This window comes from Acinetobacter sp. LoGeW2-3 (genome assembly GCF_002688565.1).
Classification (GTDB): Bacteria; Pseudomonadota; Gammaproteobacteria; order Pseudomonadales; family Moraxellaceae; genus Acinetobacter.
This window is the reverse complement of the sequence record NZ_CP024011.1, coordinates 455,720-481,830: the sequence shown is the minus strand read 5'-3', so window position 1 is coordinate 481,830 and position 26,111 is coordinate 455,720. Positions and strand designations below refer to the sequence as shown.

19 protein-coding genes, 8 tRNA genes and 3 rRNA genes are annotated in these 26,111 nt (G+C 44.9%); 22 read left to right on the top strand and 8 right to left on the bottom strand.

Annotation, left to right across the window (positions count from 1 at the left end; all coding sequences use genetic code 11):
- Positions 1–146 precede the first annotated feature (146 nt).
- From trpA to BS636_RS02320, 4 genes are read left to right on the top strand one after another with little or no spacing between them, the layout of a single operon-like run.
- On the top strand, positions 147–950 hold the full coding sequence (gene trpA, locus BS636_RS02335; protein WP_099337337.1) for a tryptophan synthase subunit alpha: 804 nt from the start codon (positions 147–149) through the stop codon (positions 948–950).
- Positions 947–1,843 (top strand): acetyl-CoA carboxylase, carboxyltransferase subunit beta, encoded by an 897-nt coding sequence (accD, locus tag BS636_RS02330; protein WP_099337336.1) that lies wholly within the window; start codon positions 947–949, stop codon positions 1,841–1,843. The genes trpA and accD overlap by 4 nt, the downstream gene beginning before the upstream one ends.
- Positions 1,840–3,126, top strand: coding sequence for a bifunctional tetrahydrofolate synthase/dihydrofolate synthase (folC, locus tag BS636_RS02325; RefSeq protein ID WP_099337335.1), 1,287 nt, complete (start codon positions 1,840–1,842; stop codon positions 3,124–3,126). The genes accD and folC overlap by 4 nt, the downstream gene beginning before the upstream one ends.
- Positions 3,123–4,172 carry an SPOR domain-containing protein gene (locus BS636_RS02320; protein WP_099337334.1) on the top strand — a complete coding sequence of 350 codons (1,050 nt, stop codon included), beginning with the start codon at positions 3,123–3,125 and terminating at the stop codon, positions 4,170–4,172. The genes folC and BS636_RS02320 overlap by 4 nt, the downstream gene beginning before the upstream one ends.
- A gap of 19 nt (positions 4,173–4,191) precedes the next feature.
- On the opposite strand, the gene BS636_RS02315 is transcribed toward BS636_RS02320, so the two are convergent.
- Together BS636_RS02315 and BS636_RS02310 are read right to left on the bottom strand one after the other, a co-directional pair.
- The gene (locus tag BS636_RS02315; RefSeq protein WP_099337333.1) at positions 4,192–4,764 is read right to left on the bottom strand and encodes a dual specificity protein phosphatase family protein; all 573 of its coding nucleotides are present in this window, start codon (positions 4,762–4,764) and stop codon (positions 4,192–4,194) included.
- Between the two features lie 380 nt (positions 4,765–5,144).
- A complete protein-coding gene (locus BS636_RS02310) occupies positions 5,145–5,786 on the bottom strand; it encodes a peroxiredoxin (protein ID WP_099337332.1) in 642 nt (213 codons plus the stop codon).
- A 323-nt stretch (positions 5,787–6,109) separates the two neighbouring features.
- Between BS636_RS02310 and secA the strand changes: the two genes are divergently transcribed.
- The 15 genes from secA to rrf all read left to right on the top strand — a co-directional run bounded on the left by secA (position 6,110) and on the right by rrf (position 19,210).
- The gene (gene secA / locus BS636_RS02305) at positions 6,110–8,836 is read left to right on the top strand and encodes a preprotein translocase subunit SecA (protein ID WP_099337331.1); all 2,727 of its coding nucleotides are present in this window, start codon (positions 6,110–6,112) and stop codon (positions 8,834–8,836) included.
- Between the two features lie 137 nt (positions 8,837–8,973).
- The gene (locus tag BS636_RS02300) at positions 8,974–9,327 is read left to right on the top strand and encodes a hypothetical protein (RefSeq protein ID WP_099337330.1); all 354 of its coding nucleotides are present in this window, start codon (positions 8,974–8,976) and stop codon (positions 9,325–9,327) included.
- Between the two features lie 154 nt (positions 9,328–9,481).
- Positions 9,482–10,702 carry a bifunctional glutamate N-acetyltransferase/amino-acid acetyltransferase ArgJ gene (gene argJ / locus BS636_RS02295; protein ID WP_099337329.1) on the top strand — a complete coding sequence of 407 codons (1,221 nt, stop codon included), beginning with the start codon at positions 9,482–9,484 and terminating at the stop codon, positions 10,700–10,702.
- Positions 10,703–10,860: 158 nt separating this feature from the next.
- Complete coding sequence (nadA, locus tag BS636_RS02290; protein WP_099337328.1) at positions 10,861–11,928, top strand: quinolinate synthase NadA; 1,068 nt, start codon at positions 10,861–10,863, stop codon at positions 11,926–11,928.
- A gap of 153 nt (positions 11,929–12,081) precedes the next feature.
- Positions 12,082–12,158: transfer RNA gene (locus tag BS636_RS02285), tRNA-Pro, on the top strand.
- Between the two features lie 35 nt (positions 12,159–12,193).
- Positions 12,194–12,270, top strand: a tRNA-Arg gene (locus BS636_RS02280).
- Between the two features lie 35 nt (positions 12,271–12,305).
- Positions 12,306–12,381 (top strand) — tRNA-His (locus BS636_RS02275).
- Between the two features lie 19 nt (positions 12,382–12,400).
- Positions 12,401–12,477: transfer RNA gene (locus BS636_RS02270), tRNA-Pro, on the top strand.
- A gap of 77 nt (positions 12,478–12,554) precedes the next feature.
- Positions 12,555–12,630, top strand: a tRNA-His gene (locus BS636_RS02265).
- A 19-nt stretch (positions 12,631–12,649) separates the two neighbouring features.
- Positions 12,650–12,726, top strand: a tRNA-Pro gene (locus BS636_RS02260).
- A 975-nt stretch (positions 12,727–13,701) separates the two neighbouring features.
- Positions 13,702–15,240: ribosomal RNA gene (locus tag BS636_RS02250) — 16S ribosomal RNA — on the top strand.
- A 61-nt stretch (positions 15,241–15,301) separates the two neighbouring features.
- Positions 15,302–15,378: transfer RNA gene (locus BS636_RS02245), tRNA-Ile, on the top strand.
- A 57-nt stretch (positions 15,379–15,435) separates the two neighbouring features.
- A tRNA-Ala gene (locus BS636_RS02240) sits at positions 15,436–15,511 on the top strand.
- Between the two features lie 473 nt (positions 15,512–15,984).
- Positions 15,985–18,878: ribosomal RNA gene (locus BS636_RS02235) — 23S ribosomal RNA — on the top strand.
- Positions 18,879–19,095: 217 nt separating this feature from the next.
- A 5S ribosomal RNA gene (rrf, locus tag BS636_RS02230) occupies positions 19,096–19,210 on the top strand.
- Together the 16S, 23S and 5S rRNA genes with 2 tRNA genes alongside form the textbook arrangement of a ribosomal RNA operon.
- Positions 19,211–19,671: 461 nt before the next feature.
- Here rrf and BS636_RS02225 read toward each other — a convergent pair.
- The 5 genes from BS636_RS02225 to rplM all read right to left on the bottom strand — a co-directional run bounded on the left by BS636_RS02225 (position 19,672) and on the right by rplM (position 22,598).
- A complete protein-coding gene (locus BS636_RS02225; RefSeq protein ID WP_099337327.1) occupies positions 19,672–20,325 on the bottom strand; it encodes a hypothetical protein in 654 nt (217 codons plus the stop codon).
- A gap of 20 nt (positions 20,326–20,345) precedes the next feature.
- Positions 20,346–20,774: a ClpXP protease specificity-enhancing factor gene (locus tag BS636_RS02220; protein WP_099337326.1), complete on the bottom strand. Its 429-nt coding sequence runs from the start codon at positions 20,772–20,774 to the stop codon at positions 20,346–20,348.
- A 13-nt stretch (positions 20,775–20,787) separates the two neighbouring features.
- Positions 20,788–21,438, bottom strand: coding sequence for a glutathione S-transferase N-terminal domain-containing protein (locus BS636_RS02215; RefSeq protein ID WP_099337325.1), 651 nt, complete (start codon positions 21,436–21,438; stop codon positions 20,788–20,790).
- Positions 21,439–21,770: 332 nt separating this feature from the next.
- Positions 21,771–22,157, bottom strand: a complete 387-nt coding sequence (rpsI, locus tag BS636_RS02210) for a 30S ribosomal protein S9 (protein ID WP_004811301.1) — start codon at positions 22,155–22,157, stop codon at positions 21,771–21,773.
- A gap of 12 nt (positions 22,158–22,169) precedes the next feature.
- The gene (gene rplM, locus BS636_RS02205) at positions 22,170–22,598 is read right to left on the bottom strand and encodes a 50S ribosomal protein L13 (protein ID WP_004785249.1); all 429 of its coding nucleotides are present in this window, start codon (positions 22,596–22,598) and stop codon (positions 22,170–22,172) included.
- Between the two features lie 301 nt (positions 22,599–22,899).
- On the opposite strand from rplM, the gene pdxA reads away from it, so the two are divergent.
- Genes pdxA through BS636_RS02190 form a run of 3 tightly spaced genes read left to right on the top strand, consistent with a single transcriptional unit; the run spans position 22,900 to position 25,562 of the window.
- Positions 22,900–23,868, top strand: a complete 969-nt coding sequence (pdxA, locus tag BS636_RS02200; RefSeq protein ID WP_099337324.1) for a 4-hydroxythreonine-4-phosphate dehydrogenase PdxA — start codon at positions 22,900–22,902, stop codon at positions 23,866–23,868.
- Between the two features lie 30 nt (positions 23,869–23,898).
- Positions 23,899–24,711 carry a 16S rRNA (adenine(1518)-N(6)/adenine(1519)-N(6))-dimethyltransferase RsmA gene (gene rsmA, locus BS636_RS02195; protein ID WP_099337323.1) on the top strand — a complete coding sequence of 271 codons (813 nt, stop codon included), beginning with the start codon at positions 23,899–23,901 and terminating at the stop codon, positions 24,709–24,711.
- Positions 24,712–24,716: 5 nt separating this feature from the next.
- On the top strand, positions 24,717–25,562 hold the full coding sequence (locus tag BS636_RS02190; RefSeq protein ID WP_099337322.1) for a symmetrical bis(5'-nucleosyl)-tetraphosphatase: 846 nt from the start codon (positions 24,717–24,719) through the stop codon (positions 25,560–25,562).
- Between the two features lie 65 nt (positions 25,563–25,627).
- On the opposite strand, the gene BS636_RS02185 is transcribed toward BS636_RS02190, so the two are convergent.
- Positions 25,628–26,077 (bottom strand): DUF2147 domain-containing protein, encoded by a 450-nt coding sequence (locus tag BS636_RS02185; protein ID WP_099337321.1) that lies wholly within the window; start codon positions 26,075–26,077, stop codon positions 25,628–25,630.
- Between the last annotated feature and the right edge of the window lie 34 nt (positions 26,078–26,111).

Below are 26,111 nucleotides of genomic sequence, written 5' to 3'. Positions count from 1 at the left end.
GAAATCTTCGCGCAGGAAATGAAATGCAATACCGCTTCGCTGTGTACTGTTCAATGGACAAAAAATAGCGTTACAATGCGGTGTCTTGTATTTCTACAATAGTCAACGCTTCAAGTTTGAAAACACGTTAAGGAACGCACAACCCTATGTCACGTTTAGCCACACGATTTGGACAACTTAAATCTCAACAGCGTAAAGCTTTAGTTTCTTATGTCATGGCTGGTGACCCGCATCCTGAGGTAACTGTGCCTCTGCTCCATCAGATGGTGGATGCCGGTGTCGATGTGATTGAACTGGGTCTTCCATTTTCAGATCCGATGGCGGATGGTCCCGTGATTGCACTTGCTGCTGAACGCGCACTTGCAGGTGGAACCAATACGCTGAATGCTCTGGAAATGGTGAAAGAGTTTCGTCAGAAAGATAATGAAACTCCTGTGGTTCTGATGGGTTATTTAAACCCTGTTGAAGTGATTGGCTATGAAAAGTTCGTAGCTTATGCTCATGAATGTGGAGTCGATGGTGTACTTCTGGTGGATCTACCACCTGAAGAAGCAGATAATTTGAAAATCGTATTGCAAAAATACGATATGGATCAAATCTTCCTGCTGGCACCGACTTCAACTGATTCCCGTATTCAGCACGTGGTAAAACAGGCCAGTGGCTTTATTTACTATGTATCGCTGAAAGGGGTGACCGGTGCAGCAACTTTAGACGTGTCTGAAGCTGCAGCCCGCATTCAGAAGATTAAAGCTGTGACAGATGTTCCTGTTGGCGTTGGTTTTGGTATCAGTGATGCTGCATCTGCGAAAGCGATGGGTGTTGCTGCCGATGCAGTGATTGTAGGAAGTGCGTTCGTGAAGCAATTTGCAACGCTCGCGCCAGAACAAGCCGTTGTCGAAACGGTGAATAAAGTCAAGGAGCTTCGAGCAGCGCTCGATGAGTTAGTATGAGTCAACCAGTCAAATTAGGCAAAATTCTGAGCCCATCGACCCCATGGACGGAGCGTACAGTTCCAGGTATTGAGGTTCCTGATGAGCAAACCGCACTTAAGGCGACATTTACTGAGCCAACAGTTGAGTGCCCAGAATGTCATGCTTTGGTGACACGTACCGCGATGTCATTTAATGCCTATGTTTGTCCACAATGTGATGAACATTTGAGAATGAAGGCGCGTGACCGTCTGAACTGGTTCTTTGACCAGGTACAGACTGAAATGGGTCAGGAATTTAAGGCCAAAGATCCACTAAAATTTGTCGACAGTAAAGCCTATCCAGACCGTATGTCTGAAGCACAGAAAAAAACTGGCGAAACTGAAGCATTAGTTGTAATGCAAGGTCAGCTGAAAGGCGTGACAATGATTGCTTGTGCTTTTGAATTCGACTTTATGGGCGGTTCAATGGGTACTGTAGTTGGTGACCGTTTTGTACAAGCTGCTGAACGTGCAATTGAACTGCAACAGCCATTGATCTGTTTTGCCGCTTCAGGTGGTGCGCGTATGCAGGAAGGCATGTTGTCTTTAATGCAGATGGCACGTACATCAGCAGCGATCCAGCGTCTGAAAGAAGCAGGTCTGCCATACGTGGTTGTACTGACTCATCCGGTGTATGGTGGTGTAACTGCATCTCTGGCAATGTTAGGCGATGTTCATCTGGCTGAACCGAAAGCAATGATTGGTTTTGCAGGGAAACGTGTGATCGAACAAACTGTACGTGAAAAACTGGAAGAACCGTTCCAACGTGCAGAATATTTGCTTGATCATGGTGTGATCGACCAAATTGTTCACCGTCACGCATTACGTGATACAGTCTCTCGTATTGTGACCAAATTGATGAATTTGCCTTGAACACAGCAGCACCTTTAGCAACAGATTCTTTAGATACATGGCTCGATTATTGGAGCCATGTTCACGTTACGGGTATTGATTTAGGTCTGGAGCGTGTGATTCCAGTCGCTGAGAAGCTGGGTGTTACGCAACCTGCAGCCAAAGTGCTGACCGTTGCCGGAACCAATGGCAAAGGCTCGACCACGACCACCTTAGCCGCCATTCTAAATGCGCAAGGCTTTAAGGTTGGACTGTATCAATCCCCGCATGTGTATCGCTTTAATGAGCGCGTCAAACTGCGTGGCATTGAAGTTGAAGATCAGTTGCTGATTGATGCTTTTGTTGAAGTAGATCAGGCTCGCCGCGAATGTGGTTTGAGTCTGTCCTTCTTTGAAGCGACTACACTTGCTGCCTTCGTGATTTTTAAAAATGAAGCATGTGATGTGTGGGTGCTGGAAGTTGGCTTGGGTGGTCGTCTAGACGTAGTTAATGTGGTTAATCCAGATATTGCAGTCATTACCAATATTGGTCTGGATCATACTGACTGGCTCGGCGACACCATCGAAAAAATTGCCTTTGAAAAAGCCGGCATTATCCGTCCAAATATTCCAGTAATATTTGGTGGACAACAGCAGATTCCTCAAGCGATTTTGGACAAAGCTGCTGAATGTACTGCGCCGTTGTATGCGATCAATCGTGATTATTTTTATGAAGCTTTTGAAGATGGTCAGTCTTGGGGCTTTGCCTCTTCGGGTACAACCCTAAAACTGCCAACAGGCGCACTGGCATTGGATAATATCTCCACTGCTGTAGCCGCGATTTTGCTCAGTGGTCTAGAAGTCAGTCAGCAAGCTATTGCACAAGGGATCCAAACGGCAAAATTACCAGGTCGTTTTGAAGTTCGTGAAATCGCCAATAAAACTGTGATTTTTGATGCCGGGCATAATCCGCACGGGGTCGAATTTCTGTTAAGACAATTACGTCACTATTTAAATCATCATTCACAGATTTCTGAAGTCGTTTGCGTCTTCTCGATGTTAGGTGATAAAGATATAAATTCTGTGGTCGGGTTATTGAAAGACAGTATCCGATCGTGGAAAATTGCACCATTAAATGTTCCACGTGCAGCAGAGCTATCAGTATTGAACGACGCTTTGGCTGGGCAGGAGGTGGAAATTTACGACAATGTTAAATTAGCTTTTCAATCAGCGCTAAATGAAACGAATAATAATCAGCTGATCTTGGTGTGTGGTTCATTTCATACGTTAGAAGCGGTATGGGAGTATTTGGAAGAATGTCAATGAATAACAAACAACGCTGGATGGGAGGCGTTGTTTTATTAGGTGGTGGTGTTTTATTGGCAGCATTACTCCTGAAAGGCAAAGCAGAAATTGATCATCACAGTGTAAATGTACCGGAACAATCCGCTCAGGTTGAAAGTCAAGCTGTAGGTGGACCAAGTTCACTGACCGTGGATGTTGAAACTGAAAAACGTCTATTAGAACAACAGCGCCGTGACCGTGAAAAGGCGGTGGCTGAGCAGGAAGCACGTGCGGCAGAATTCCTGGCGATGCAACAACAAGCTGAAGCAGATGCTGCGCGTAAAGCGGCTGAAGAATATGCGGCGCTAAATGCACACCGTATGGGACAGCAAAGCTCAGACAATATTCCGCCAGAACTAGTGGAAGATGAACAGGCCAAACAAAAGCGTTTAGCTGAGGATAAAGCGGCTGCGCAAAAAAAGCTTGAGCTGCAAAAAATTGAACAGCAGAAATTAACTCAGCAGCAATCTTCTTCGGATACTGCGAAGAAAGAAGCTGAACGTAAAGCTGCCGAGGAAAAACGCAAAGCAGAAGAGCGTAAAGCGGCTGAGAAGAAAGCAGCTGAGCACAAGGCCGCTGAAGAAAAACGTAAAGCTGAACAGCACAAAGCAGAAGAACAGCGTAAAGCTGCTGCAAAGAAAGAAGCTGAACATAAAGCTGCTGAAGAGAAACGTAAGGCAGAAGAAAAGCATAAAGCTGAGGAAAAACGTAAAGCTGAAGAAGCTAAGAAAAAGGCTGAAGCTGAAAAAGCACGTAAATTGCTGGAAGGCGAAGATGACAAGCAATGGATGGTTCAGGTGGCACTGGCTGCCAATGAAGCCAATGCAGATGCAATTGCAGCGAAACTTCGTGCCAAAGGTTATAAGGTGACCAAGAGCCAAACCTCAAAAGGGGTACGGATTATGGTCGGTCCGTCTAAAGACCGCGAAGCTGCTGATGCGATCCGTAAGAAAATCGCTTCTGATGCCAGCCTGAACATGAAATCAGCTTGGGTTAACGATTGGGTGCCTTTGGATAAACGTAATTAATCTAAACCCGCTCTAAACTTCAAGATGGATCCGAGAGTTGCTCCCGGATCCATTTTACATTTTCAGGGGTAAATAATTTTTCGATATTACGCCAGATGCTGTGAAAGCCATAACCGCCATGCTTCATTTCTTTAACTGCATCTTCAATGTTCCAGTTCTGAAAAATAATCCGGTACATGGCTACACTAGCTCCCGTACGGTCGGAACCGTGATAGCAGTGTAATAATACCTTTTCATTATTTTGTCGTGCCTGTTGAATCAACCGCATGACTTCCAGTAAATCCTCACGTTGCATAGCCCAGGTGTGAATCGGTACATGTTTCAGTTTCAGATTTTCATTGACGAGTACTTCTGAATCTTTGTCACGTGAACGCAGGTTAATCACCACACCAATATCATACTGTTTCAGCAAAGGCTTTAATTCTTGGCTAGGCTGTTCACTGCGGTACAGCTCATCGCTGATCTGATAAAAATTATGTTGTTCATGTAGTTCTTGTCCCCAATGATTCGGACGTAGATGTTCAGGCAGAGCCGGAGTGCAGCCTGATAAAATAAGCGTAGAAATGAGAACAAGTGAATAATAATTTTTCATAGGACGCGAAATTGTAGTTTTAATGACTATCTTAAACAGAATAAAGTTCTAGATAAAGAAAAGCCTGTCCGAAGACAGGCTTTATAGAAAGTTCGAAAACCCGGCTCGTCAATGGGTTTCGATCAACACATGGAAATGAGTGTTTATGATTGTGACTAATCCTCATTTTCATGGTGGAGAGTTGATTACGGTTTTATTAAAAAGTAGTACTTCGTTTAACTGCTACTACGCGCTTCGCTTGTCTTGCGCAAAACTGAAAAGCAGTGCTTTTAGTTTTGTCACTTGAAGCATAGCTTCTCGTCTTGCGCAAGGGCAGAGCAGTCCTTCACGAATCCTGTACTACGCGCTTCGCTTGTCTTGCGCCAAACTAAGACAGTGTCTTAGTTTGTCTCAGGCTGTGGCGTCAAACGCAGGTAAGGAGTTACAGCCTTATAACCTTTAGGGAAGCGTTGCTTGATTTCTTGCTCATCTTTCAGTGAAGGCACAATCACGACATCATCACCATGCTGCCAGTTGGCTGGTGTTGCGACTTTATGGTTGTCAGTCAGTTGCAGTGAATCGACGACACGCAAGATTTCATGGAAGTTACGTCCGGTTGATGCTGGATAAGTAATGATCAGGCGTACTTTCTTGTTTGGGTCAATGATCACCAGAGAACGTACAGTCAGAGTTTCACTCGCATTTGGATGAATGAAGTCATACAGCGTAGACACTTTACGGTCCTGATCCGCGATGATCGGGAAGTTTATGGTTGTGTTCTGGGTTTCATTGATGTCTTTAATCCAGCCATGATGGGATTCAACATCATCTACAGAAAGTGCAATCGCTTTGACACCACGTTTTGCAAATTCATCTTTCAGCTTCGCGGTATAGCCCAGTTCAGTGGTACATACCGGTGTGTAGTCCGCTGGATGCGAGAACAGAATGCCCCAGCTGTCGCCTAAAAAGTCATAGAAATTGATTAAGCCTGCACTAGATTGCTGCTCAAAATTGGGTGCGGTATCGCCTAAACGTAAAGTCATGATGTGTGCCTCAAAAGATCTGTTATTGGTTTTGATAAAATGACTATGAACCAATTTTTTTATAATTAAAAATAGTGTTTTTGGCTTTGCTTATGAATATAAGTGCTAAAAAAGCTGAACCCATCTATCCGTTTTTGAATCAAACAGACATCTATTTGACTATGTTGGCTGTCTAAAATTTGCTACATTAGCTTGCCTTAAGTCTTCGGGCTGGAATCAGGGATCAGTTTTTTTTGCTAAAAACCTTGTAGTTCAAATTTCTAGCACCATAATAACGACTAAGAACATATTCATTTGACAAGCAAGATTTAGAGAGTCTATTCATGTTGGCAAGTCTGATCGGAGGAATCTTCGGTACCAAAAATGAGCGCGAACTTAAACGCATGCGTAAAATCGTAGACAAGATTAATGCGCTCGAGCCGACGATATCAGCCCTAAGCGATGCAGACTTATCTGCAAAAACTGAAGAATTCAAACAACGATATAATAAGGGCGAAAGTCTAGACAAATTACTTCCTGAAGCGTTTGCAGTCTGCCGTGAAGCCGGTAAGCGTGTCATGGGGATGCGTCACTATGATGTACAGCTGATCGGTGGTATCACCCTGCATGAAGGCAAGATTGCCGAGATGCGTACTGGTGAAGGTAAAACCCTAATGGGTACCTTGGCCTGTTACCTGAATGCTTTAAGCGGACAGGGTGTGCATGTGATTACCGTGAACGACTATCTGGCACAACGTGACGCTGAGCTTAACCGTCCGCTGTTCGAATTCCTGGGTTTAAGTATTGGTATTATTTACTCGATGCAAAACCCGACAGAAAAAGCAGAAGCGTATAAAGCTGATATTACTTACGGTACCAACAACGAATTTGGTTTTGACTATCTGCGTGACAACATGGTGTTCTCGCTGGCAGAGAAAAAACAGCGTGGCCTGGCCTATGCCATTATCGATGAGGTCGATTCGATCCTGATCGATGAAGCACGTACACCATTGATCATTTCTGGTCAAAGTGAAGACTCTTCTCAGCTTTATGCTGCAATCAACAACATTCCACCAAAATTGCATGCACAGAAAGAAGAAAAAGTGCCGGATGGTGGACATTTCTGGATTGATGAAAAACAGCGTTCTGTAGAAATTACCGAAACCGGTTTTGAATTCGTTGAAAATGAACTAATCGCCATGGGCCTATTGGCTGAAGGTGAGAGTCTATATTCAGCGTCTAACCTCAATCTTGTGCATCACGTAACAGCAGCCATTCGTGCGCATTACCTGTATCAACGCAACGTGCATTACATCATTCATGAAGGTGAAGTAATCATCGTCGATGAGAATACAGGCCGTACCATGCCGGGCCGTCGCTGGTCTGAAGGTCTGCATCAAGCAGTAGAAGCAAAAGAAGGTCTGGAAATTCAACCTGAAAACCAGACACTGGCAACGACAACTTTCCAGAACTATTTCCGTCTTTACAAAAAACTGTCGGGTATGACCGGTACAGCGGATACTGAAGCTGCGGAAATGAAAGAAATTTACGGTCTGGATGTGGTACTTATTCCAACGCATCGTCCAATGATCCGTAATGACCAGAATGACTTGATCTACCTGAATCGTGAAGGTAAATACAACGCAATCATTCAGGAAATTCAACGTGTTCATGAAGCTGGCGTAGCACCAATCTTGATTGGTACTGCGACCATTGAAGCGTCTGAAATTCTTTCTGAAAAATTGAAAGAAGCAGGTATTGCTCACGAAGTTCTGAACGCGAAACAGCACGAACGTGAAGCAGATATTATTGCTCAAGCGGGTGCACCACGCGCCGTAACGATTGCCACAAACATGGCAGGTCGTGGTACCGATATTTTGCTGGGCGGTAACTGGAAAGCCAAACTGGCTAAGATAGAAAATCCAACGCCTGAAGATGAAGTGCGTCTGAAAGCAGAATGGGAAGAGAATCACGAAGCCGTACTGGCTTCTGGTGGTCTGCACATTATCGGTTCTGAGCGTCACGAATCACGCCGTATCGATAACCAGCTCCGTGGTCGTGCGGGTCGTCAAGGTGACCCGGGTGTATCGCGTTTCTACCTATCGCTTGAAGATGACTTAATGCGTATCTTCGCTGGCGACCGTATCATTTCCATGATGCGTGCCATGGGTCTGCAAGAAGATGAAGCGATTGAGCATAAGATGGTGTCGCGCTCAATTGAAAATGCGCAGCGTAAAGTTGAAGCACGTAACTTTGACATTCGTAAGAACCTGTTGAAATACGATGACGTAAATAACGAACAGCGTAAGATCATCTATTCTCAACGTGATGACATTCTGGCTGAAAGCTCTCTGCAAGATTACATTGAAGAAATGATCCGTGATGTGATGAAAGGTATGATTGCCAACTATGTTCCGCCTGAGTCGATTCACGATCAGTGGGATATCGAAGGTCTGGAACAAGCATTGCTTGAAGACTTGAACTTCGAATTGCCAGTAGGTCAATGGTTAGAGCAAGACCGCCGTCTGGACGAAGAAGGTCTGGTTGAACGTATTACCGATGAAGTGATTAATCGCTACCGCGAACGTCGTGAACAAATGGGTGCTGAATCTGCAGCGACTCTGGAACGTCACTTCCTGTTAAATTCTCTAGATCGTCACTGGAAAGAGCATCTGGCTGCGATGGACTACCTACGCCAAGGTATCCATTTACGTGGTTATGCACAGAAGAACCCAGAACAGGAATACAAGAAAGAAGCGTACAACCTGTTCGTGAATATGCTGGGTGTGATCAAGTCTGATGTGGTGATGGATCTTTCTCGTATCCATGTACCAACGGCTGAAGAACTGGCTGAGATGGAAGCACAGCAACAAGCTCAAGCTGAAGCAATGCGTATCCAGTTATCTCATCAGGAATTCGACAGCCTGCTGGAAGATGGGGAAGAAGATACGACTCAGCAAAATGCCAATGCAACCTCAGTTGCACCGGTATTTGAAGCGCCAGCAAGCCGTAATGCACCATGTCCATGTGGTTCAGGTCTGAAATACAAACAGTGTCACGGTAAAATTTAAGTGACATAAACAGAATCAGAGCTCTAGGGCTCTGATTTTTTTATGTGAAAAAGTTTTGCAAATGCATATTTCGAATTGCAGTCCACAGCATTAAGTGTTATTTAGTTGCTCATTGGACATCAAATTGCGGACAGACAATGAAAAAAGTATTAAAACCGTTGATGATTGCTGCTTTGGCAATCCCTACATTGAGTTTTGCAGCTTCAGAAACCACAACTGTAGATAAAGTAAAACAAGCCATTGGCCCAACCACTGCACCTGTTCAGGTCGATGCTAATGGTCAGGTGACTGTGGAAAGCCCACGTACTGGCATTCGTTACACTTTTGCCAATCCGAACCGTCCAATCGTACTGCAAACTGCGGCGATTACTGCGGCGAATGCTGCCAATGCAGATCGTATCGTAGCGTCTAATCCGGCATTGTCTGCGACTAGTCAGCAACAGGCGAAAGAAGCACTACTCAATGAAGCTACCCAGCTGGCAAAAAACTAAGTTTTGCTGAACTTAATCAAACCAGTCGCCATGACTGGTTTTTTATTGTGAAAACCCATAATAAAAGTGAGTGTCTATCGGGCTTTGGCTCGATTTTTTGTCTCAGATCAACTAAGCTGTATTTTTCTGAAACTTCAATATTGGACATTTAAAAATGGCAGTTGGTGACGTATCTATGCCACAGATGCATGTGGTGAAAGGGGTGAAAATTGGTTCGGCAGAAGCGTATGTGCGCTATCAGAACCGACGTGACCTGGTGATATTTGAACTGGCTGAAGGCTCCAATGTTGCGGGTGTATTTACCCAGAATGCTTTCTGTGCGGCACCGGTTCATGTATCTAAGGCACATTTGGCGGTAGGTAATCCGCGTTACCTGGTGATTAATACCGGGAATGCCAATGCGGGTACTGGTCCAACAGGTATGGCGAACGCTGAAGCAACTTGCGCCAAACTGGCAGAACTTGCAGGTGTGAATGCAGCTGAAATCCTGCCATTTTCGACGGGTGTGATTGGTGAACAACTGCCAATGGAGCGTCTGCTCAGTGGTTTACAGCCAGCACTAGACTCATTGCGTGATGATGCATGGGGCGATGCAGCGACCGGGATTATGACCACAGATACCACGCCAAAAGGTGCTTCTGAACAGTTCGAACTGGATGGCATCACTTATACCATGACTGGTATCTCTAAAGGTGCGGGCATGATCCGTCCAAACATGGCGACCATGTTGGGCTATGTAGCCACTGATGCACCGATTAGCCGTGAACTGGTTCAACAGCTGCTTTCGACTACAGTGAACGTGTCATTCAACCGTATTACTATCGATGGTGATACCTCAACCAATGACTCTTGTATCTTCATTGCCACTGGTCAAGCGGGCGGTGCTGAAATCAGCTCTAGCGAAGATCCACGTTATGCAGTCGTTCTTGAAGTGCTGACACGTACCATGAAACGTCTGGCTCAACTGATCGTGCGTGATGGTGAAGGCGCGACCAAGTTCATTACAGTAGCAGTTGAAGGTGGTGCCAATACTCAGGAATGCTGTGATATTGCTTATAGTATTGCTCATTCACCATTGGTGAAAACTGCAATTTTTGCCTCTGATCCAAACTGGGGCCGTATCTTGGCTGCGATTGGTTATGCAGGTGTGCCAAACTTAGACGTTGCAAAAATTCAGGTTTGGTTAGATGATGTACAAATCTGTAAAGATGGTGGTGCAGCGGCAGACTACACGGAAGAAGCTGGTGCGCGAGTGATGTCTCAGGCAGAAATGACCATTCGTGTTGACCTTGGACGAGGTCAAGCGAAAGATACGGTGTATACCTGTGACCTGTCTTATGACTATGTTCGAATCAATGCGGACTATCGCTCATAATGCTGATTTAATTCAAAAGCCTCCGTCTGGAGGCTTTTTTTATACTTTTTATTTTTTATTAAATGGTCAAAAAGGCAGATTGCCAAAACTGACCAGTATGTGATGTAGGGTGGATGTCTGTTGAAAGGCAGGCATATAGGAAAAGAGAAGACGTTGTTATGAATGATGCAACCAAACTGATAGCCAATGAAGCCAAATCAATTGTGCAGGCACATTTAGACCGCTTAGGTGAGACCAAAGAGCATCAGTTGAGTGAACAGGCCAAGCAGGAAAAGTTTGCACAGATTCAGGCGGAGCTTAAAAAGCGTGATGCTGTATTGGTCGCACATTATTACTGTGATCCGGAAGTGCAGGAGCTGGCAGAGCTCACTGGTGGTTGTGTATCTGATTCATTGGAAATGGCACGTTTTGGTCGTGACCATCCAGCATCTACTCTAGTTGTAGCCGGTGTGAAATTTATGGGGGAAACTTCAAAAATTTTATCGCCAAATAAAACCGTGTTAATGCCAACGTTAGAAGCTACCTGTTCACTGGATCTTGGCTGTCCAGTAGATGAATTCACCAAATTCTGTGATGCTCATCCTGACCATACCGTGGTGGTTTATGCCAATACTTCGGCAGCTGTGAAAGCACGTGCCGATTGGGTGGTGACTTCAAGCTGTGCGGTTGAAATTGTTGAGCATCTGGATAGCTTGGGGGAAAAAATCATTTGGGCACCGGATCAGCACCTTGGTCGCTATATTCAGAAGAAAACTGGCGCAGATATGTTGTTGTGGGATGGCGCATGTATCGTGCATGAAGAATTCCGCTCACGCGGCATTGTGAATATGAAGGCGCTGTACCCAGATGCTGCGGTACTGGTTCATCCTGAATCTCCAGAATCTGTGGTGGAAATTGCAGATGCAGTAGGCAGTACTTCGCAATTAATCAAAGCTGCGCAGACTTTACCGAATGAGCGTCTGATCGTGGCAACGGATCGCGGGATTTTCTATAAAATGCAGCAGGCAGTACCAAACAAGATCCTGATTGAAGCACCAACTGCCGGAGAAGGGGCAACCTGCCGTTCATGTGCGCATTGTCCTTGGATGGCGATGAATGAACTGGATGGCATTTTGCATGTGTTGCAACATGGAGATCAGGAAATTCATGTCGATCCTGTATTGGCAGAACGGGCAAAATTACCACTGGATCGTATGCTGGACTTTAGTGCGAGTCTAAAACGTTAGAATTTGTATAAAAAATGTCTGAAATGCTTGATAAATATACGCTTGAAGCGAATTTTTGATTTTTTTTAAATATAGGTGTTGACGTCTCAGGGCGTCACGCCTAGAATGCACACCGTACCAAGCGATAAGCTTGATACGAAAGCTGAGATGAATCGGAGCATAGCACAGCCTGGTAGTGCACCTGGTTTGGGACCAGGGGGTCGTAGGTTCGAATCCTACTGCTCCGACCAATTCTTCAAGGCGGATGGTGAAAATCATCAGTAAAGCGCTTGTAGCTCAGTTGGATAGAGCATCCGCCTTCTAAGCGGATGGTCACAGGTTCGAATCCTGTCAGGCGCGCCATTTTTGGTAGCTTGATTTTAAGAACCAAGGCAATGGTGGATGTAGCTCAGTTGGTAGAGCCCCGGATTGTGATTCCGGTTGTCGTGGGTTCGAATCCCATCATTCACCCCAACTCTTATGAGTTGAACATCGGAGCATAGCACAGCCTGGTAGTGCACCTGGTTTGGGACCAGGGGGTCGTAGGTTCGAATCCTACTGCTCCGACCATCTTCTTCAGGGTGGTTAGAATAAATGATACCGCGTAAGCGGTTTTTTTATGCCTAAATAATGAAGACACCGTGATGGTGGATGTAGCTCAGTTGGTAGAGCCCCGGATTGTGATTCCGGTTGTCGTGGGTTCGAATCCCATCATTCACCCCAACTCTTATGAGTTAAATATCGGAGCATAGCACAGCCTGGTAGTGCACCTGGTTTGGGACCAGGGGGTCGTAGGTTCGAATCCTACTGCTCCGACCATCTATCTAAAGATGGTCGAATATATGGATACCGCGTTAAGCGGTTTTTTTATGCCTAAAATTTAATAATCTAAATAAAATCAGAATGTCCTTTTAAATAAATTCTCAATTCGCTGTCGGGTTTTCTAAATATTCAGCATTGTGTATCGCACAGCATTCTCCGCATTACTTTGCCTTATTCATTGCCGGATCTGCTTAATGCAATAACTTGTCCAAAACATTAGCTTGATTACTATGACTCGTACCGACCCTAAAACCAAAATATTGGTTATCTAAAGTAAGAGAGTCGAAGTATCTTTCTGCTAATCATTAATGAATATTTGTCAGAATTATTTTTTGAAGAGATGCTTTTAATAAATGCAGAAAAAATTATTGATGAAGAATATGAGAGGGAGGATCTAGGGAAAAAGAGATTTGAATAAAAAATCACGTAAAGAGTAATTTTATATGTGCTTTAGAGACACAGAGTTATTTTTCTACAAAGCGGACAAAGAAATTCTTAAGTAATGTGGGTAATTCTGTGCCATTTTTAGTCAAAAAATAGAAAAAGTGGCCATTTCTGTAGAATAAATAAACAGACAGTGATTTTTGATGAAAAAGGGGGTTGCAAGGGCTCTGAAATGCTGTAGAATGCACATCCATCGGCGGTGATGAAGATTAAAACTTCTGATAAAACAGTAACTTAGCACAGAGTGGTTAAGTTGGGTTTTAGAAAGAAAGTTTAAAAATAATTTGATTTACTGGTTGACTTTCTAGAGATAGAGAGTAATATAGCCGACCTAGCTTGCTACTGACGAAGTAGTGAGAAGATCATTAAGAGATTATGAAGAACAACTTGTGTGGATTTTTACTGGTTGATTGATCGAAATTATTTTCATTGATTGAATGGTAGAAATTACTCGAAGTTTATTTGAGAAATATTTGTCAGAAAATTGATGAGCCAAGATTGGTACCCTTTAAAGGTACTACTGATTTTAAACTGAAGAGTTTGATCATGGCTCAGATTGAACGCTGGCGGCAGGCTTAACACATGCAAGTCGAGCGGGAATAGGTAGCTTGCTACTGATTTCTAGCGGCGGACGGGTGAGTAATGCTTAGGAATCTGCCTATTAGTGGGGGACAACGTTCCGAAAGGAACGCTAATACCGCATACGTCCTACGGGAGAAAGCAGGGGATCTTCGGACCTTGCGCTAATAGATGAGCCTAAGTCGGATTAGCTAGTTGGTGGGGTAAAGGCCTACCAAGGCGACGATCTGTAGCGGGTCTGAGAGGATGATCCGCCACACTGGGACTGAGACACGGCCCAGACTCCTACGGGAGGCAGCAGTGGGGAATATTGGACAATGGGGGGAACCCTGATCCAGCCATGCCGCGTGTGTGAAGAAGGCCTTTTGGTTGTAAAGCACTTTAAGCGAGGAGGAGGCTTACCTAGTTAATACCTAGGATAAGTGGACGTTACTCGCAGAATAAGCACCGGCTAACTCTGTGCCAGCAGCCGCGGTAATACAGAGGGTGCGAGCGTTAATCGGATTTACTGGGCGTAAAGCGTGCGTAGGCGGCTTTTTAAGTCGGATGTGAAATCCCTGAGCTTAACTTAGGAATTGCATTCGATACTGGAAAGCTAGAGTATGGGAGAGGATGGTAGAATTCCAGGTGTAGCGGTGAAATGCGTAGAGATCTGGAGGAATACCGATGGCGAAGGCAGCCATCTGGCCTAATACTGACGCTGAGGTACGAAAGCATGGGGAGCAAACAGGATTAGATACCCTGGTAGTCCATGCCGTAAACGATGTCTACTAGCCGTTGGGGCCTTTGAGGCTTTAGTGGCGCAGCTAACGCGATAAGTAGACCGCCTGGGGAGTACGGTCGCAAGACTAAAACTCAAATGAATTGACGGGGGCCCGCACAAGCGGTGGAGCATGTGGTTTAATTCGATGCAACGCGAAGAACCTTACCTGGCCTTGACATACTAAGAACTTTCCAGAGATGGATTGGTGCCTTCGGGAACTTAGATACAGGTGCTGCATGGCTGTCGTCAGCTCGTGTCGTGAGATGTTGGGTTAAGTCCCGCAACGAGCGCAACCCTTTTCCTTATTTGCCAGCGGGTAATGCCGGGAACTTTAAGGATACTGCCAGTGACAAACTGGAGGAAGGCGGGGACGACGTCAAGTCATCATGGCCCTTACGGCCAGGGCTACACACGTGCTACAATGGTCGGTACAAAGGGTTGCTACTGCGCGAGCAGATGCTAATCTCAAAAAGCCGATCGTAGTCCGGATCGCAGTCTGCAACTCGACTGCGTGAAGTCGGAATCGCTAGTAATCGCGGATCAGAATGCCGCGGTGAATACGTTCCCGGGCCTTGTACACACCGCCCGTCACACCATGGGAGTTTGTTGCACCAGAAGTAGGTAGTCTAACCGCAAGGAGGACGCTTACCACGGTGTGGCCGATGACTGGGGTGAAGTCGTAACAAGGTAGCCGTAGGGGAACCTGCGGCTGGATCACCTCCTTAACGAAAGATTGACGATTGGTAAGAATCCACAACAAGTTGTTCTTCATGACGATGTATCTGAGGGTCTGTAGCTCAGTTGGTTAGAGCACACGCTTGATAAGCGTGGGGTCACAAGTTCAAGTCTTGTCAGACCCACCACTACTGACGAAGCAATTCATACAGAAACGGAACGATACATTGACTTATTGATAAGCTGGGGACTTAGCTTAGTTGGTAGAGCGCCTGCTTTGCACGCAGGAGGTCAGGAGTTCGACTCTCCTAGTCTCCACCAAATTTCAAGATCATAAAACTTAAAGCACTGCTTTAAGGCTTTTACTTGAAATTTAAGCAAGAAGCTACGCTTCGCGCAGTATGTGAACATACGGCAGCGATGTTGTTTAGTTCCTAAGCGATCAAGTGCGTAGATCCTAGAGATTAACAAGTAGAAGCGTTAAGATACGCACCACTTGATAATCTCTGTGATTTATCACAGTAATGCAGTCCGACGAGGATGCATTAAATCATTAACAGAATATATTTGAGTTGAAATAATTTGTTCAAACTCGTTGAAAGCAACACAGGCAACTGTGAAGTGATTAAATGAGTTCTAGCGATTAAACTGAATCAAGCGTTTTGGTATATGAATCTAATTGAAGCTGTACAGTGATTAAGTTCACGAAACTCTAACTGTGTAATTAACTGAGTGATCGGTTGATTATGTTGTTTATCCTACTTGTAGGGATGAACGACTGTTTGGGGTTGTATAGTCAAGTAATTAAGTGCATGTGGTGGATGCCTTGGCAGTCAGAGGCGAAGAAAGACGTGATAGCCTGCGAAAAGCTCCGGGGAGGCGGCAAATATCCTGTGATCCGGAGATGTCTGAATGGGGAAACCCACCGGCTATAAGGTCGGTATCGCAACATGAATACATAGTGTTGCGAGGCGAACGGAGGGAAGTGAAACATCTCAGTACCTCTAGGAAAAGAAATCAATTGAGATTCCCTCAGTAGCGGCGAGCGAACGGGGAACAGCCCATTAAGTCATATCAGTTTTAGTGGAACGCTCTGGGAAGTGCGACCATAGTGGGTGATAGTCCTGTACACGAAAGGGCTGATATGATGATGTCGAGTAGGGCGAGGCACGTGAAACCTTGTCTGAATATGGGGGGACCATCCTCCAAGGCTAAATACTCCTGACTGACCGATAGTGAACCAGTACCGTGAGGGAAAGGCGAAAAGAACCCCTGTGAGGGGAGTGAAATAGATCCTGAAACCGCATGCATACAAGCAGTGGGAGCCACGTCAAGTGGTGACTGCGTACCTTTTGTATAATGGGTCAGCGACTTATATTCAGTAGCGAGGTTAACCGTATAGGGGAGCCGTAGGGAAACCGAGTCTTAATAGGGCGTTTAGTTGCTGGGTATAGACCCGAAACCGGGTGATCTATCCATGAGCAGGTTGAAGGTTAGGTAACACTGACTGGAGGACCGAACCCACTGTCGTTGAAAAGCCAGGGGATGACTTGTGGATAGGGGTGAAAGGCTAATCAAACTCGGTGATAGCTGGTTCTCCCCGAAAGCTATTTAGGTAGCGCCTCGGACGAATACCATTGGGGGTAGAGCACTGTTTCGGCTAGGGGGTCATCCCGACTTACCAAACCGATGCAAACTCCGAATACCAATGAGTACTATCCGGGAGACAGACTGCGGGTGCTAACGTCCGTAGTCAAGAGGAAAACAATCCAGACCGCCAGCTAAGGCCCCTAAATTATAGTTAAGTGGGAAACGATGTGGGAAGGCATAGACAGCTAGGAGGTTGGCTTAGAAGCAGCCACCCTTTAAAGAAAGCGTAATAGCTCACTAGTCGAGTCGGCCTGCGCGGAAGATGTAACGGGGCTAAAACTATATGCCGAAGCTGCGGATTTGCAATTTATTGCAAGTGGTAGGGGAGCGTTCTGTAAGCCGATGAAGGTGGATTGAGAAGTCTGCTGGAGGTATCAGAAGTGCGAATGCTGACGTGAGTAACGACAAAACGGGTGAAAAACCCGTTCGCTGAAAGACCAAGGGTTCCAGTCCAACGTTAATCGGGGCTGGGTGAGTCGACCCCTAAGGCGAGGCCGAGAGGCGTAGTCGATGGGAAATTGGTTAATATTCCAATACTTCTGTTTAATGCGATGAGAGGACGGAGAAGGTTAAGTCAGCCTGGCGTTGGTTGTCCAGGTGGAAGACTGTAGGCATGCATCTTAGGCAAATCCGGGGTGCTCTATGCTGAGAGTTGATAGCAAGCTGTACTTGTACAGTGAAGTGGCTGATACCATACTTCCAGGAAAAGTCTCTAAGCTTCAGTTAAACAGGAATCGTACCCGAAACCGACACAGGTGGTCAGGTCGAGTAGACCAAAGCGCTTGAGAGAACTCTGCTGAAGGAACTAGGCAAAATGGTACCGTAACTTCGGGAGAAGGTACGCTGCCGGCGGTGATAGGACTTGCTCCTTGAGCTGTTGGCAGCCTCAGAAACCAGGCCCCTGCAACTGTTTATTAAAAACATAGCACTCTGCAAACACGAAAGTGGACGTATAGGGTGTGATGCCTGCCCGGTGCTGGAAGGTTAATTGATGTGGTTAGCGCAAGCGAAGCTATTGATCGAAGCCCCAGTAAACGGCGGCCGTAACTATAACGGTCCTAAGGTAGCGAAATTCCTTGTCGGGTAAGTTCCGACCTGCACGAATGGCATAATGATGGGGGCGCTGTCTCCAGCAGAGGCTCAGTGAAATCGAATTCGCCGTGAAGATGCGGTGTACCCGCGGCTAGACGGAAAGACCCCGTGAACCTTTACTGCAGCTTGACATTGAACTTTGATCTTACTTGTGTAGGATAGGTGGGAGGCTTTGAAGTGGCGACGCTAGTTGCCATGGAGCCGTCCTTGAAATACCACCCTGGTAATATTGAGGTTCTAACTCTGTCCCGTTATCCGGGACGAGGACCATGTCTGGTGGGTAGTTTGACTGGGGCGGTCTCCTCCTAAAGAGTAACGGAGGAGTACGAAGGTGCGCTCAGCGTGGTCGGAAATCACGCGTAGAGTATAAAGGCAAAAGCGCGCTTAACTGCGAGACCCACAAGTCGAGCAGGTACGAAAGTAGGTCTTAGTGATCCGGTGGTTCTGTATGGAAGGGCCATCGCTCAACGGATAAAAGGTACTCTGGGGATAACAGGCTGATACCGCCCAAGAGTTCATATCGACGGCGGTGTTTGGCACCTCGATGTCGGCTCATCTCATCCTGGGGCTGAAGCAGGTCCCAAGGGTATGGCTGTTCGCCATTTAAAGAGGTACGCGAGCTGGGTTTAGAACGTCGTGAGACAGTTCGGTCCCTATCTACCGTGGGCGCTGGAAATTTGAGAGGATCTGCTCCTAGTACGAGAGGACCAGAGTGGACGAACCTCTGGTGTACCGGTTGTGACGCCAGTCGCATCGCCGGGTAGCTATGTTCGGAAGGGATAACCGCTGAAAGCATCTAAGCGGGAAGCCTACCTCAAGATAAGATTTCCCCGAGACTTTATGTCTCCTAAAGAGCCGTTGAAGACTACGACGTTGATAGGTTGGATGTGGAAGTGCAGTGATGCATGAAGCTGACCAATACTAATTGCTCGTGAGGCTTGACTATACAACACCCAAGCAGTTGTATACGAACTTCGAAAGAAGTGAGCATCAATTGATTTCATATTGATCTAACGATCAGACAAAAACTTGATTTAGTGAACGCTAAAGCGCAAACTACGACAACTCAGATACATCTGTTAATGAATTCTATTTGAAGAAAGCTAGGCACACGAAGCGTAAGCAACGTAGATAAGACCATAGCGAGTAAGCATACCAGTTGTGCTGGCGACCATAGCAAGAGTGAACCACCTGATCCCTTCCCGAACTCAGAAGTGAAACCTCTTAGCGCTGATGGTAGTGTGGGGTTTCCCATGTGAGAGTAAGTCATCGCCAGCTCATTATTCCAAAAGCCCCCTGCTAGCCAGGGGGTTTTTTTTATGCGGGGAATTTTTTCTGAAGAAGTACTAGGTGGTGCTAGTAGTAGAGTCACCTTCTAGGGTGACTTTGCCATAATTAATTTTAACAGTAGTATTGAACTCATTATATAAATGCTTTTATCACCATTAAATGCTTCTTTCAGAAGCAGATGGACATCAGATGGGAAGTGAATGGCTTTAGTCTTATCAGGTTATCAGGCCCTCTATTAATGGGAATATAAGGTCTTACGTAACTATAAAAGAAATTGATTGTGTTACTTAGAAAATTAAGAATTTTTAACGCCTTGTATGAAGCAGAGTAGTATTTACAGGTTTTATTTATTAAAAAAAATTATAGATTTTTTTATCTACTCATATTCTGTACATGTGCGTAAAAATAAAAAACCAGCCTAAAGCTGGTTTTTTATCAAATATATAAGCTTAAGCAAATACTTTCGTAACCTGATCTACGAGTACCCATAGGATGGCAATTGCAACAATTGGTTCTACAATTTTAGACCAAGCTGGAGCATTGATTACAGTAACTTCTTCAACGTCATGTTCCTGGTGCTGAGTATTTTGGCTGACCATCTGATTAAACTCCTTCATCGTTGCCTCTAATGATAGCTCTTCTTGTGGCATTGGTTTAGAGCCTTTTAGTTCCAATAGATTATTTGTTGTCCAAACCCAATCATCTGCTTTACCATAGAGGTGTTCAATCTGACCATATAATAGTTCTTGAATGCTGTTCAGGTTGTGATTCCCGGTATCATGCAGTTGTTTAAGTTCTATTAGTTGGAGTTTGAAAATCTCATAAATACTGGCTTCTTGCTCTTCTAAAGAAAGAGTAGACTGATTGGATTTAAGCGTGCTCAGATGACGCGCAATTTCCTGAATATAGAGTTCGTCAGGATGATTGATTTCATTATAGATTTTGTTCGGATTAAGCTTCCATTCGCTGATCAGCTTACCTAAAGTCAGCGCACTGATTTCGGTAATATAGGCACGACGTTCCTGCTTAGGATACTGACTTAGAAGCTCAGGCTTTTGAGTTTCTATCTGTTCAACAAAATATTGCACTAAATCAAAAGCCATTCACTTACTCCATTTTTTATTTAATCTAATAACCTTAAGCTTGGTTTTTTCTTAGGTTTTTCAGGTTGTTCTTCAGTGTTCGATTTTAAAGCATCTTCTTCGGTTTGTGTATGCTCATATTCATTTGGATCAAAGAATAATCCTTGACCATTTTCACGTGCATAGATCCCGAGTACTGCAGCCATTGGTACATAAATATCACGTGATACGCCACCAAAACGTGCTGAGAATGTAATCGCATCATTGCTCATATTCAACGCATGTACGGCATGTGGCACGATATTCAGAATAATCTGGCCATCTTTAATAAACTGTTCTGGAACCATGGTATTTGGACGCGTAGCATCGACCAACAAGTATGGTGTCATATTGTTATCACAGATCCATTCATAAATCGCACGAGACATATAAGGACGTGTAGGCGTGAGGTTGAATTCCTGTTCAGACATAATGATTACTCGATTAATTTGATAACTGGGCAGCGTAGTGATTCTTTTCCTGCAGGGTCATCGATTTGATAAAAGCAGGACGGCTAAAGATCCGCTGGCAATACAGATAGAACGGACGGCATTGCTGTTTAGGCAATTCTACACCCATACTGTGTAGACGGATAAAGATTGGCGCAAGCATGCAGTCCAGGATACTAAACTGTTCCGACATGAAATATGGGAAGTGCTGAAACAGTGGCATCAGCGACACCAGAATATCGCGAAGCTGTTTTTGTGCCTGAGCTTTTGCAGCGGGATCTAAAGAATCCGGATGTTTAAGCATAATATCGGCAAGCTTGAGCCAGTCATGTTCAAAGCGCCATAGATATTGTCGTTGCTCTGCTCGCGGCATCGGTGCATCGGCGTAGAGCTTGGTTTGACGATAGCGATCATCTATATATTCAGAGATGATCTGGGTAATAAATAATTTAAGATCATTTTCAATCAGCATGGGCAGCTGATTATAAGGATTCAGACTGGCCAGGTCCTCATCGTCACTATCGACCAAGATTAAATGATATTTAATTTGTTTTTCGGCAAGAACGTAGCGAATCCAATGGGAACGAAAGTCATCGGCATGGCTATATAAGGTGATTCCTTGAAGTGGCGCGCTTTCGACTGACATAAATCCTGAGCAAATTTTAGTGAGTAGAATAGGATACTAAAAATCAACCTAAAAAGCACGAAGCATAAAGGACCAATTGGCTTTCGGCAGGGTAGATTATAAGAAAAAATGACAGGAGCAGAATAAGATGATCATGAATTTAGGCTTAATCATCGTGTTTATTATTATAGGCATAGCCAACTATTATCTAACCAAGTCCTTCTGGTGTCATGAAGGGGTATGGGGTAAGGATGTTCATGAACAATAATTTTAAAATCCTACTAAGTGGTCAATTTAAAGCCATAAAAAAACCCTGGAATACACCAGGGTTTTTGTCCGATTCGGTAAACGAATTAACGTTTAGAGAATTGAGGACGTTTACGAGCTTTACGTAAACCAAGTTTCTTACGTTCAACTTCACGAGCATCACGAGTAACGAAACCAGCTTGACGAAGAGCAGGTTTAAGAGTTTCGTCAGCAGCAATTAGTGCACGAGTAATACCGTGACGGATAGCGCCTGCTTGACCACCGATACCACCACCAGCAACAGTGATGTAAAGGTCATATTTGTTAGTCGCTTCAAGAAGCTCAAGCGGTTGGTTAACAACCATACGAGCAGTCTCACGACCGAAGTATTGTTCTAAAGAACGGTTGTTAATTACGAGTTTACCAGTACCAGCTGATAGGAAAACACGTGCAGTTGCGGTCTTACGGCGACCTGTACCATAGTTAGTAGCCATGTGCTGTATCCCTTAGATGTCCAAAACTTGTGGCTGTTGAGCTGTATGAGGATGCTCAGTACCAGCGTACACTTTCATTTTCTTGATCATTGCGTAACCAAGAGGACCTTTTGGTAACATGCCTTTAACAGCACGTTGGAAGATTTCTTCTGGTTTGTGAGCAACTAATTTTTCGAAGTTAGTTTCACGGATACCACCAGGGAAACCAGTGTGGCGATAGTATTTCTTATCAAGTGATTTGTTACCAGTCACTTGAACTTGCTCAGCATTGATAACAACGATGTAGTCGCCAGTGTCAACGTGAGGAGTATAAGAAGTCTTGTGCTTACCGCGTAAACGACGAGCGATTTCCGTCGCAAGGCGACCTAGAGTTTTGCCAGAAGCATCAACAACGTACCAGTCGTGTTGAACTTCAGCTGGCTTAGCGCTGAGAGTTTTCATTAAACCACTACCTATTATAGTTGGTTTGGACTAAGAAACAGTCCAAACAAAAAGGAGACGAGATTCTAAACGAATACGTGAAGAATCACAAATGAAAATTAAAAATTTCAAGCGCTGTATTTTATATAATCTAGACGCATAAGGGAAGAAAAATTAAGCAGAAAATATAAAAATAGCGGACAAGATTTGTAACCCAGATTTTTCTTTAAATAACAACAGACCAAAACACTGTACAGATCGCTGCACGCAAGCCTGATTGAAACGGCTATACTATTGAAGGCCTTAGTGAATTGAGAAGAAAATGCTGTCTTTATATGTCACCAGTGGTGAGCCTGCCGGAATTGGTCCTGATATCTGTTTAAGCCTTGCAGATCGTGTCGATGAGCGTCCGATTGTGATACTGGCAGATCTGGAAATGCTGCAACAGCGCGCCCAACAATTAAATCTGGCCATAGAGCTGGTTGAATATAATGGACAGATATCTTCCTCAGAAAAAGGTCAGCTCTATGTCGAGCATGTGCCTTTAAAAGAACCAGTAGTATTGGGTGAGCTAAACCACCATAACGCAGCTTATGTGCTGGAACAATTACGTCGTTCAGCTGATTATGCCATGACAGGCAAAAGTGTCGGTGTCGCCACAGCACCGGTACAGAAGTCGGTAATTAATGATGCTGGGATTCATTTCAGCGGTCATACCGAGTATTACCAGGAATTTGCTGGTGTACCGCGTGTGGTGATGATGCTAGCGACTAAAACTTTACGTGTGGCTCTAGCAACGACCCATCTTCCACTTCGTGCAGTCGCTGATGCCATTACTTCGGAACGTCTCCATCAGGTGATTGATATCCTGATTCACGACCTGAGATCCAAATTTAAAATCGAACATCCACATATTCTGGTTTGTGGTTTAAATCCGCATGCAGGTGAGGGTGGTTATTTGGGCATGGAAGAGATTGAAGTGATCAATCCAGTACTGGAAACTTATCGTGCGCAAGGCATCAACATGAGTTTAAGCCTGCCTGCCGATACTTTATTTACTCCTGAAAATTTAAAAGATGCTGATGCTGTTCTGGCGATGTATCACGATCAGGGTTTACCTGTGTTAAAATCTCAGGGCTTTGGTGAAGCCATCAATATTACTTTGGGCTTACCGTTTATCCGAACTTCTGTCGATCACGGCACAGCACTCTCCCTCGCAGGTACAGGTCTTGCGAAAAGCTCAAGCTTACATGTGGCTGTGGATTTGGCGCTGGATTTAGCGCGTCAATGATCTCGTCTTTATTACACGTTGGAAATGTCTATGTATCAGATTAATGCCTTAAACCCAAAAGATGAAGGGCATCACACGCGTAAGCGTTTTGGTCAAAACTTCTTACATGACCAACGTGTCATTGCCAAAATTGTGCGTTCAGTGAATCCGCGTGCAGGCGAAAATATTGTTGAAATTGGTCCGGGTCTGGCTGCTTTAACCTCACCTTTAATTGGTGAATGTGATGCTTTAACCGTGATCGAGCTTGACCGTGACTTGGCTGCAGGCTTGCCGGGTCGTGTGCCACATCCTGAACGTTTAACGATTGTCGAAACAGATGCGCTGAAATACGACTTCACTAACTTATTTGAAGAAGGTCGTCCGTTACGTGTAGTTGGGAACCTGCCTTATAACATCTCGACACCATTGTTGTTCCATCTCTTGGAATTCGGTGACAAAGTTAAAGACATGCACTTCATGCTGCAAAAAGAAGTGGTTGATCGTATTACAGCTTCTCCAAATACTAAAGAGTATGGTCGTTTGTCAGTGATGATTCAGTATTACTGCAAGCCAACTTTCCTGTTTGAGGTGCCACCGGGCTCTTTCAATCCACCACCAAAAGTGACTTCAGCGGTGTTCCGTTTAGAGCCATACGATGTGAAACCGATTGTGGCGAAAGATGAGAAAGCCTTGGCACGTCTGGTTTCGCATGTATTTACCCAACGTCGTAAAACTTTGCGTAATAGCTTAAAAGGTATGCTGGTTGAAGACGGTTTTGAGAATGCTGGCGTAGATCCAATGGCACGTCCCGAGACTTTAACTCTTGCTCAATTCGTTGCTTTATCTGATCAAATGGTAGCTTAAAAATAATGACCCGCACTGTTCGATACAACTATGTGATTGGTGATGTACAAGGCTGTTTTGAGGCCTTGAAGGCATTGCTGAAAGAAATCCGTTTTGATGCTGATCAGGACTTTATTTGGTTTGCTGGTGATCTGGTGGCGCGAGGTGAAAACTCGCTGGGTGCACTACGCTTCATTAAAAAGCTGGTTGATAATGGTGTGGCTGCAACAGTGCTGGGCAACCACGACTTAACTTTATTAGCCTGCGCGCGTGGGATTAAACCTGTTAAAGACAAAGATAATGTGCGTGATGTGATTGATGCGATCGACAGTGATGACCTGATTGACTGGTTGCGTAAACAGCCGATGTGCCTGTTCCCTAACGAACAGACGGTGTTGACGCATTCAGGTATTCCTAACATCTGGGATGCAGAGAAAACGGCACAGCTTGCGAAAGAAGTAGAAGCCATCATTGCGCATGAAGATTTCGAAGTGGTGGATGCATTCCTAAAAGAGATGTTCGGGAAAGAACCTACACTCTGGTCAGATGATTTGCAGGGTCATGAGCGTCTACGCTGTATTGTGAACTATCTGACCCGGATGCGTTTGACCGATGCAGAAGGGCGCTTGGAATACAGCTTTAAGGAATCACTGGATGATCCAATGCCGGAAGGCTTTAAGCCGTGGTTTGAGTTTAAATCTAAAGCGGCGCAGACCCATCAGATCGTATTTGGTCACTGGGCAGGCCTACAAGGCAAGAAAATCTCGGATCGAATCCAGAACGTTGATGGTGGCTGTGTCTGGGGAAATCAGCTGATGGCTTTTCGTTTGGAAGACCAGCAGATGTTCGCGGTTGATAATCCAGTGTTTTAAGCTATTCAAATCAAAAAAAGCCACGTGAAAACGTGGCTTTTTTATTTTGCTCAACCAGCTGTGGATTAGTCTTGACGAATCCAGGTCTGGCTACGACCTAAAGCAGATACACCCACATAACCACGCAGGGTTAAACGTTTGCCACTGGCATTCAAACGAACTTTGGCATCATAGATTTTGCCTGCCAATGGATCAATCACACGGCCTTTTTCGTAGTTATTGGTGCCTTCTACATGCTTCAAACCCGTAAGAACATCCATACCGAGAATCGGTTGATTGGTATATGGTGCCGGGCAGTTATTACAGCTTTTTTGAGGTGTATAACCTGGGCGAGGCGTTACTTTAACGATTTTACCCACGAAAGTACCATTAGTTTCTTTGCGAATTTCAATGATGGCTTTAGGGGAGCCAGTTTTATCATCAATTTGTTGCCAAGTTCCTGTCAAGTCCTGTGCAAAAGCTGACACAGTCATACAAGCACCCATTAGCATCATTGCGATTTTAGATTTTTTCATATTAATCATCCCCATGTTGTTTATTACAGACGGT

Coding starts and splice junctions, on each gene's coding strand:
- trpA (WP_099337337.1), top strand. CDS start 147: ATGTCACGTTTAGCCACACGATTTGGACAACTTAAATCTCAACAGCGT.
- accD (WP_099337336.1), top strand. CDS start 947: ATGAGTCAACCAGTCAAATTAGGCAAAATTCTGAGCCCATCGACCCCA.
- BS636_RS02320 (WP_099337334.1), top strand. CDS start 3,123: ATGAATAACAAACAACGCTGGATGGGAGGCGTTGTTTTATTAGGTGGT.
- BS636_RS02315 (WP_099337333.1), bottom strand. CDS start 4,764: ATGAAAAATTATTATTCACTTGTTCTCATTTCTACGCTTATTTTATCA.
- BS636_RS02310 (WP_099337332.1), bottom strand. CDS start 5,786: ATGACTTTACGTTTAGGCGATACCGCACCCAATTTTGAGCAGCAATCT.
- secA (WP_099337331.1), top strand. CDS start 6,110: ATGTTGGCAAGTCTGATCGGAGGAATCTTCGGTACCAAAAATGAGCGC.
- BS636_RS02300 (WP_099337330.1), top strand. CDS start 8,974: ATGAAAAAAGTATTAAAACCGTTGATGATTGCTGCTTTGGCAATCCCT.
- argJ (WP_099337329.1), top strand. CDS start 9,482: ATGGCAGTTGGTGACGTATCTATGCCACAGATGCATGTGGTGAAAGGG.
- nadA (WP_099337328.1), top strand. CDS start 10,861: ATGAATGATGCAACCAAACTGATAGCCAATGAAGCCAAATCAATTGTG.
- BS636_RS02225 (WP_099337327.1), bottom strand. CDS start 20,325: ATGGCTTTTGATTTAGTGCAATATTTTGTTGAACAGATAGAAACTCAA.
- BS636_RS02220 (WP_099337326.1), bottom strand. CDS start 20,774: ATGTCTGAACAGGAATTCAACCTCACGCCTACACGTCCTTATATGTCT.
- BS636_RS02215 (WP_099337325.1), bottom strand. CDS start 21,438: ATGTCAGTCGAAAGCGCGCCACTTCAAGGAATCACCTTATATAGCCAT.
- rpsI (WP_004811301.1), bottom strand. CDS start 22,157: ATGGCTACTAACTATGGTACAGGTCGCCGTAAGACCGCAACTGCACGT.
- rplM (WP_004785249.1), bottom strand. CDS start 22,598: ATGAAAACTCTCAGCGCTAAGCCAGCTGAAGTTCAACACGACTGGTAC.
- pdxA (WP_099337324.1), top strand. CDS start 22,900: ATGCTGTCTTTATATGTCACCAGTGGTGAGCCTGCCGGAATTGGTCCT.
- rsmA (WP_099337323.1), top strand. CDS start 23,899: ATGTATCAGATTAATGCCTTAAACCCAAAAGATGAAGGGCATCACACG.
- BS636_RS02190 (WP_099337322.1), top strand. CDS start 24,717: ATGACCCGCACTGTTCGATACAACTATGTGATTGGTGATGTACAAGGC.
- BS636_RS02185 (WP_099337321.1), bottom strand. CDS start 26,077: ATGAAAAAATCTAAAATCGCAATGATGCTAATGGGTGCTTGTATGACT.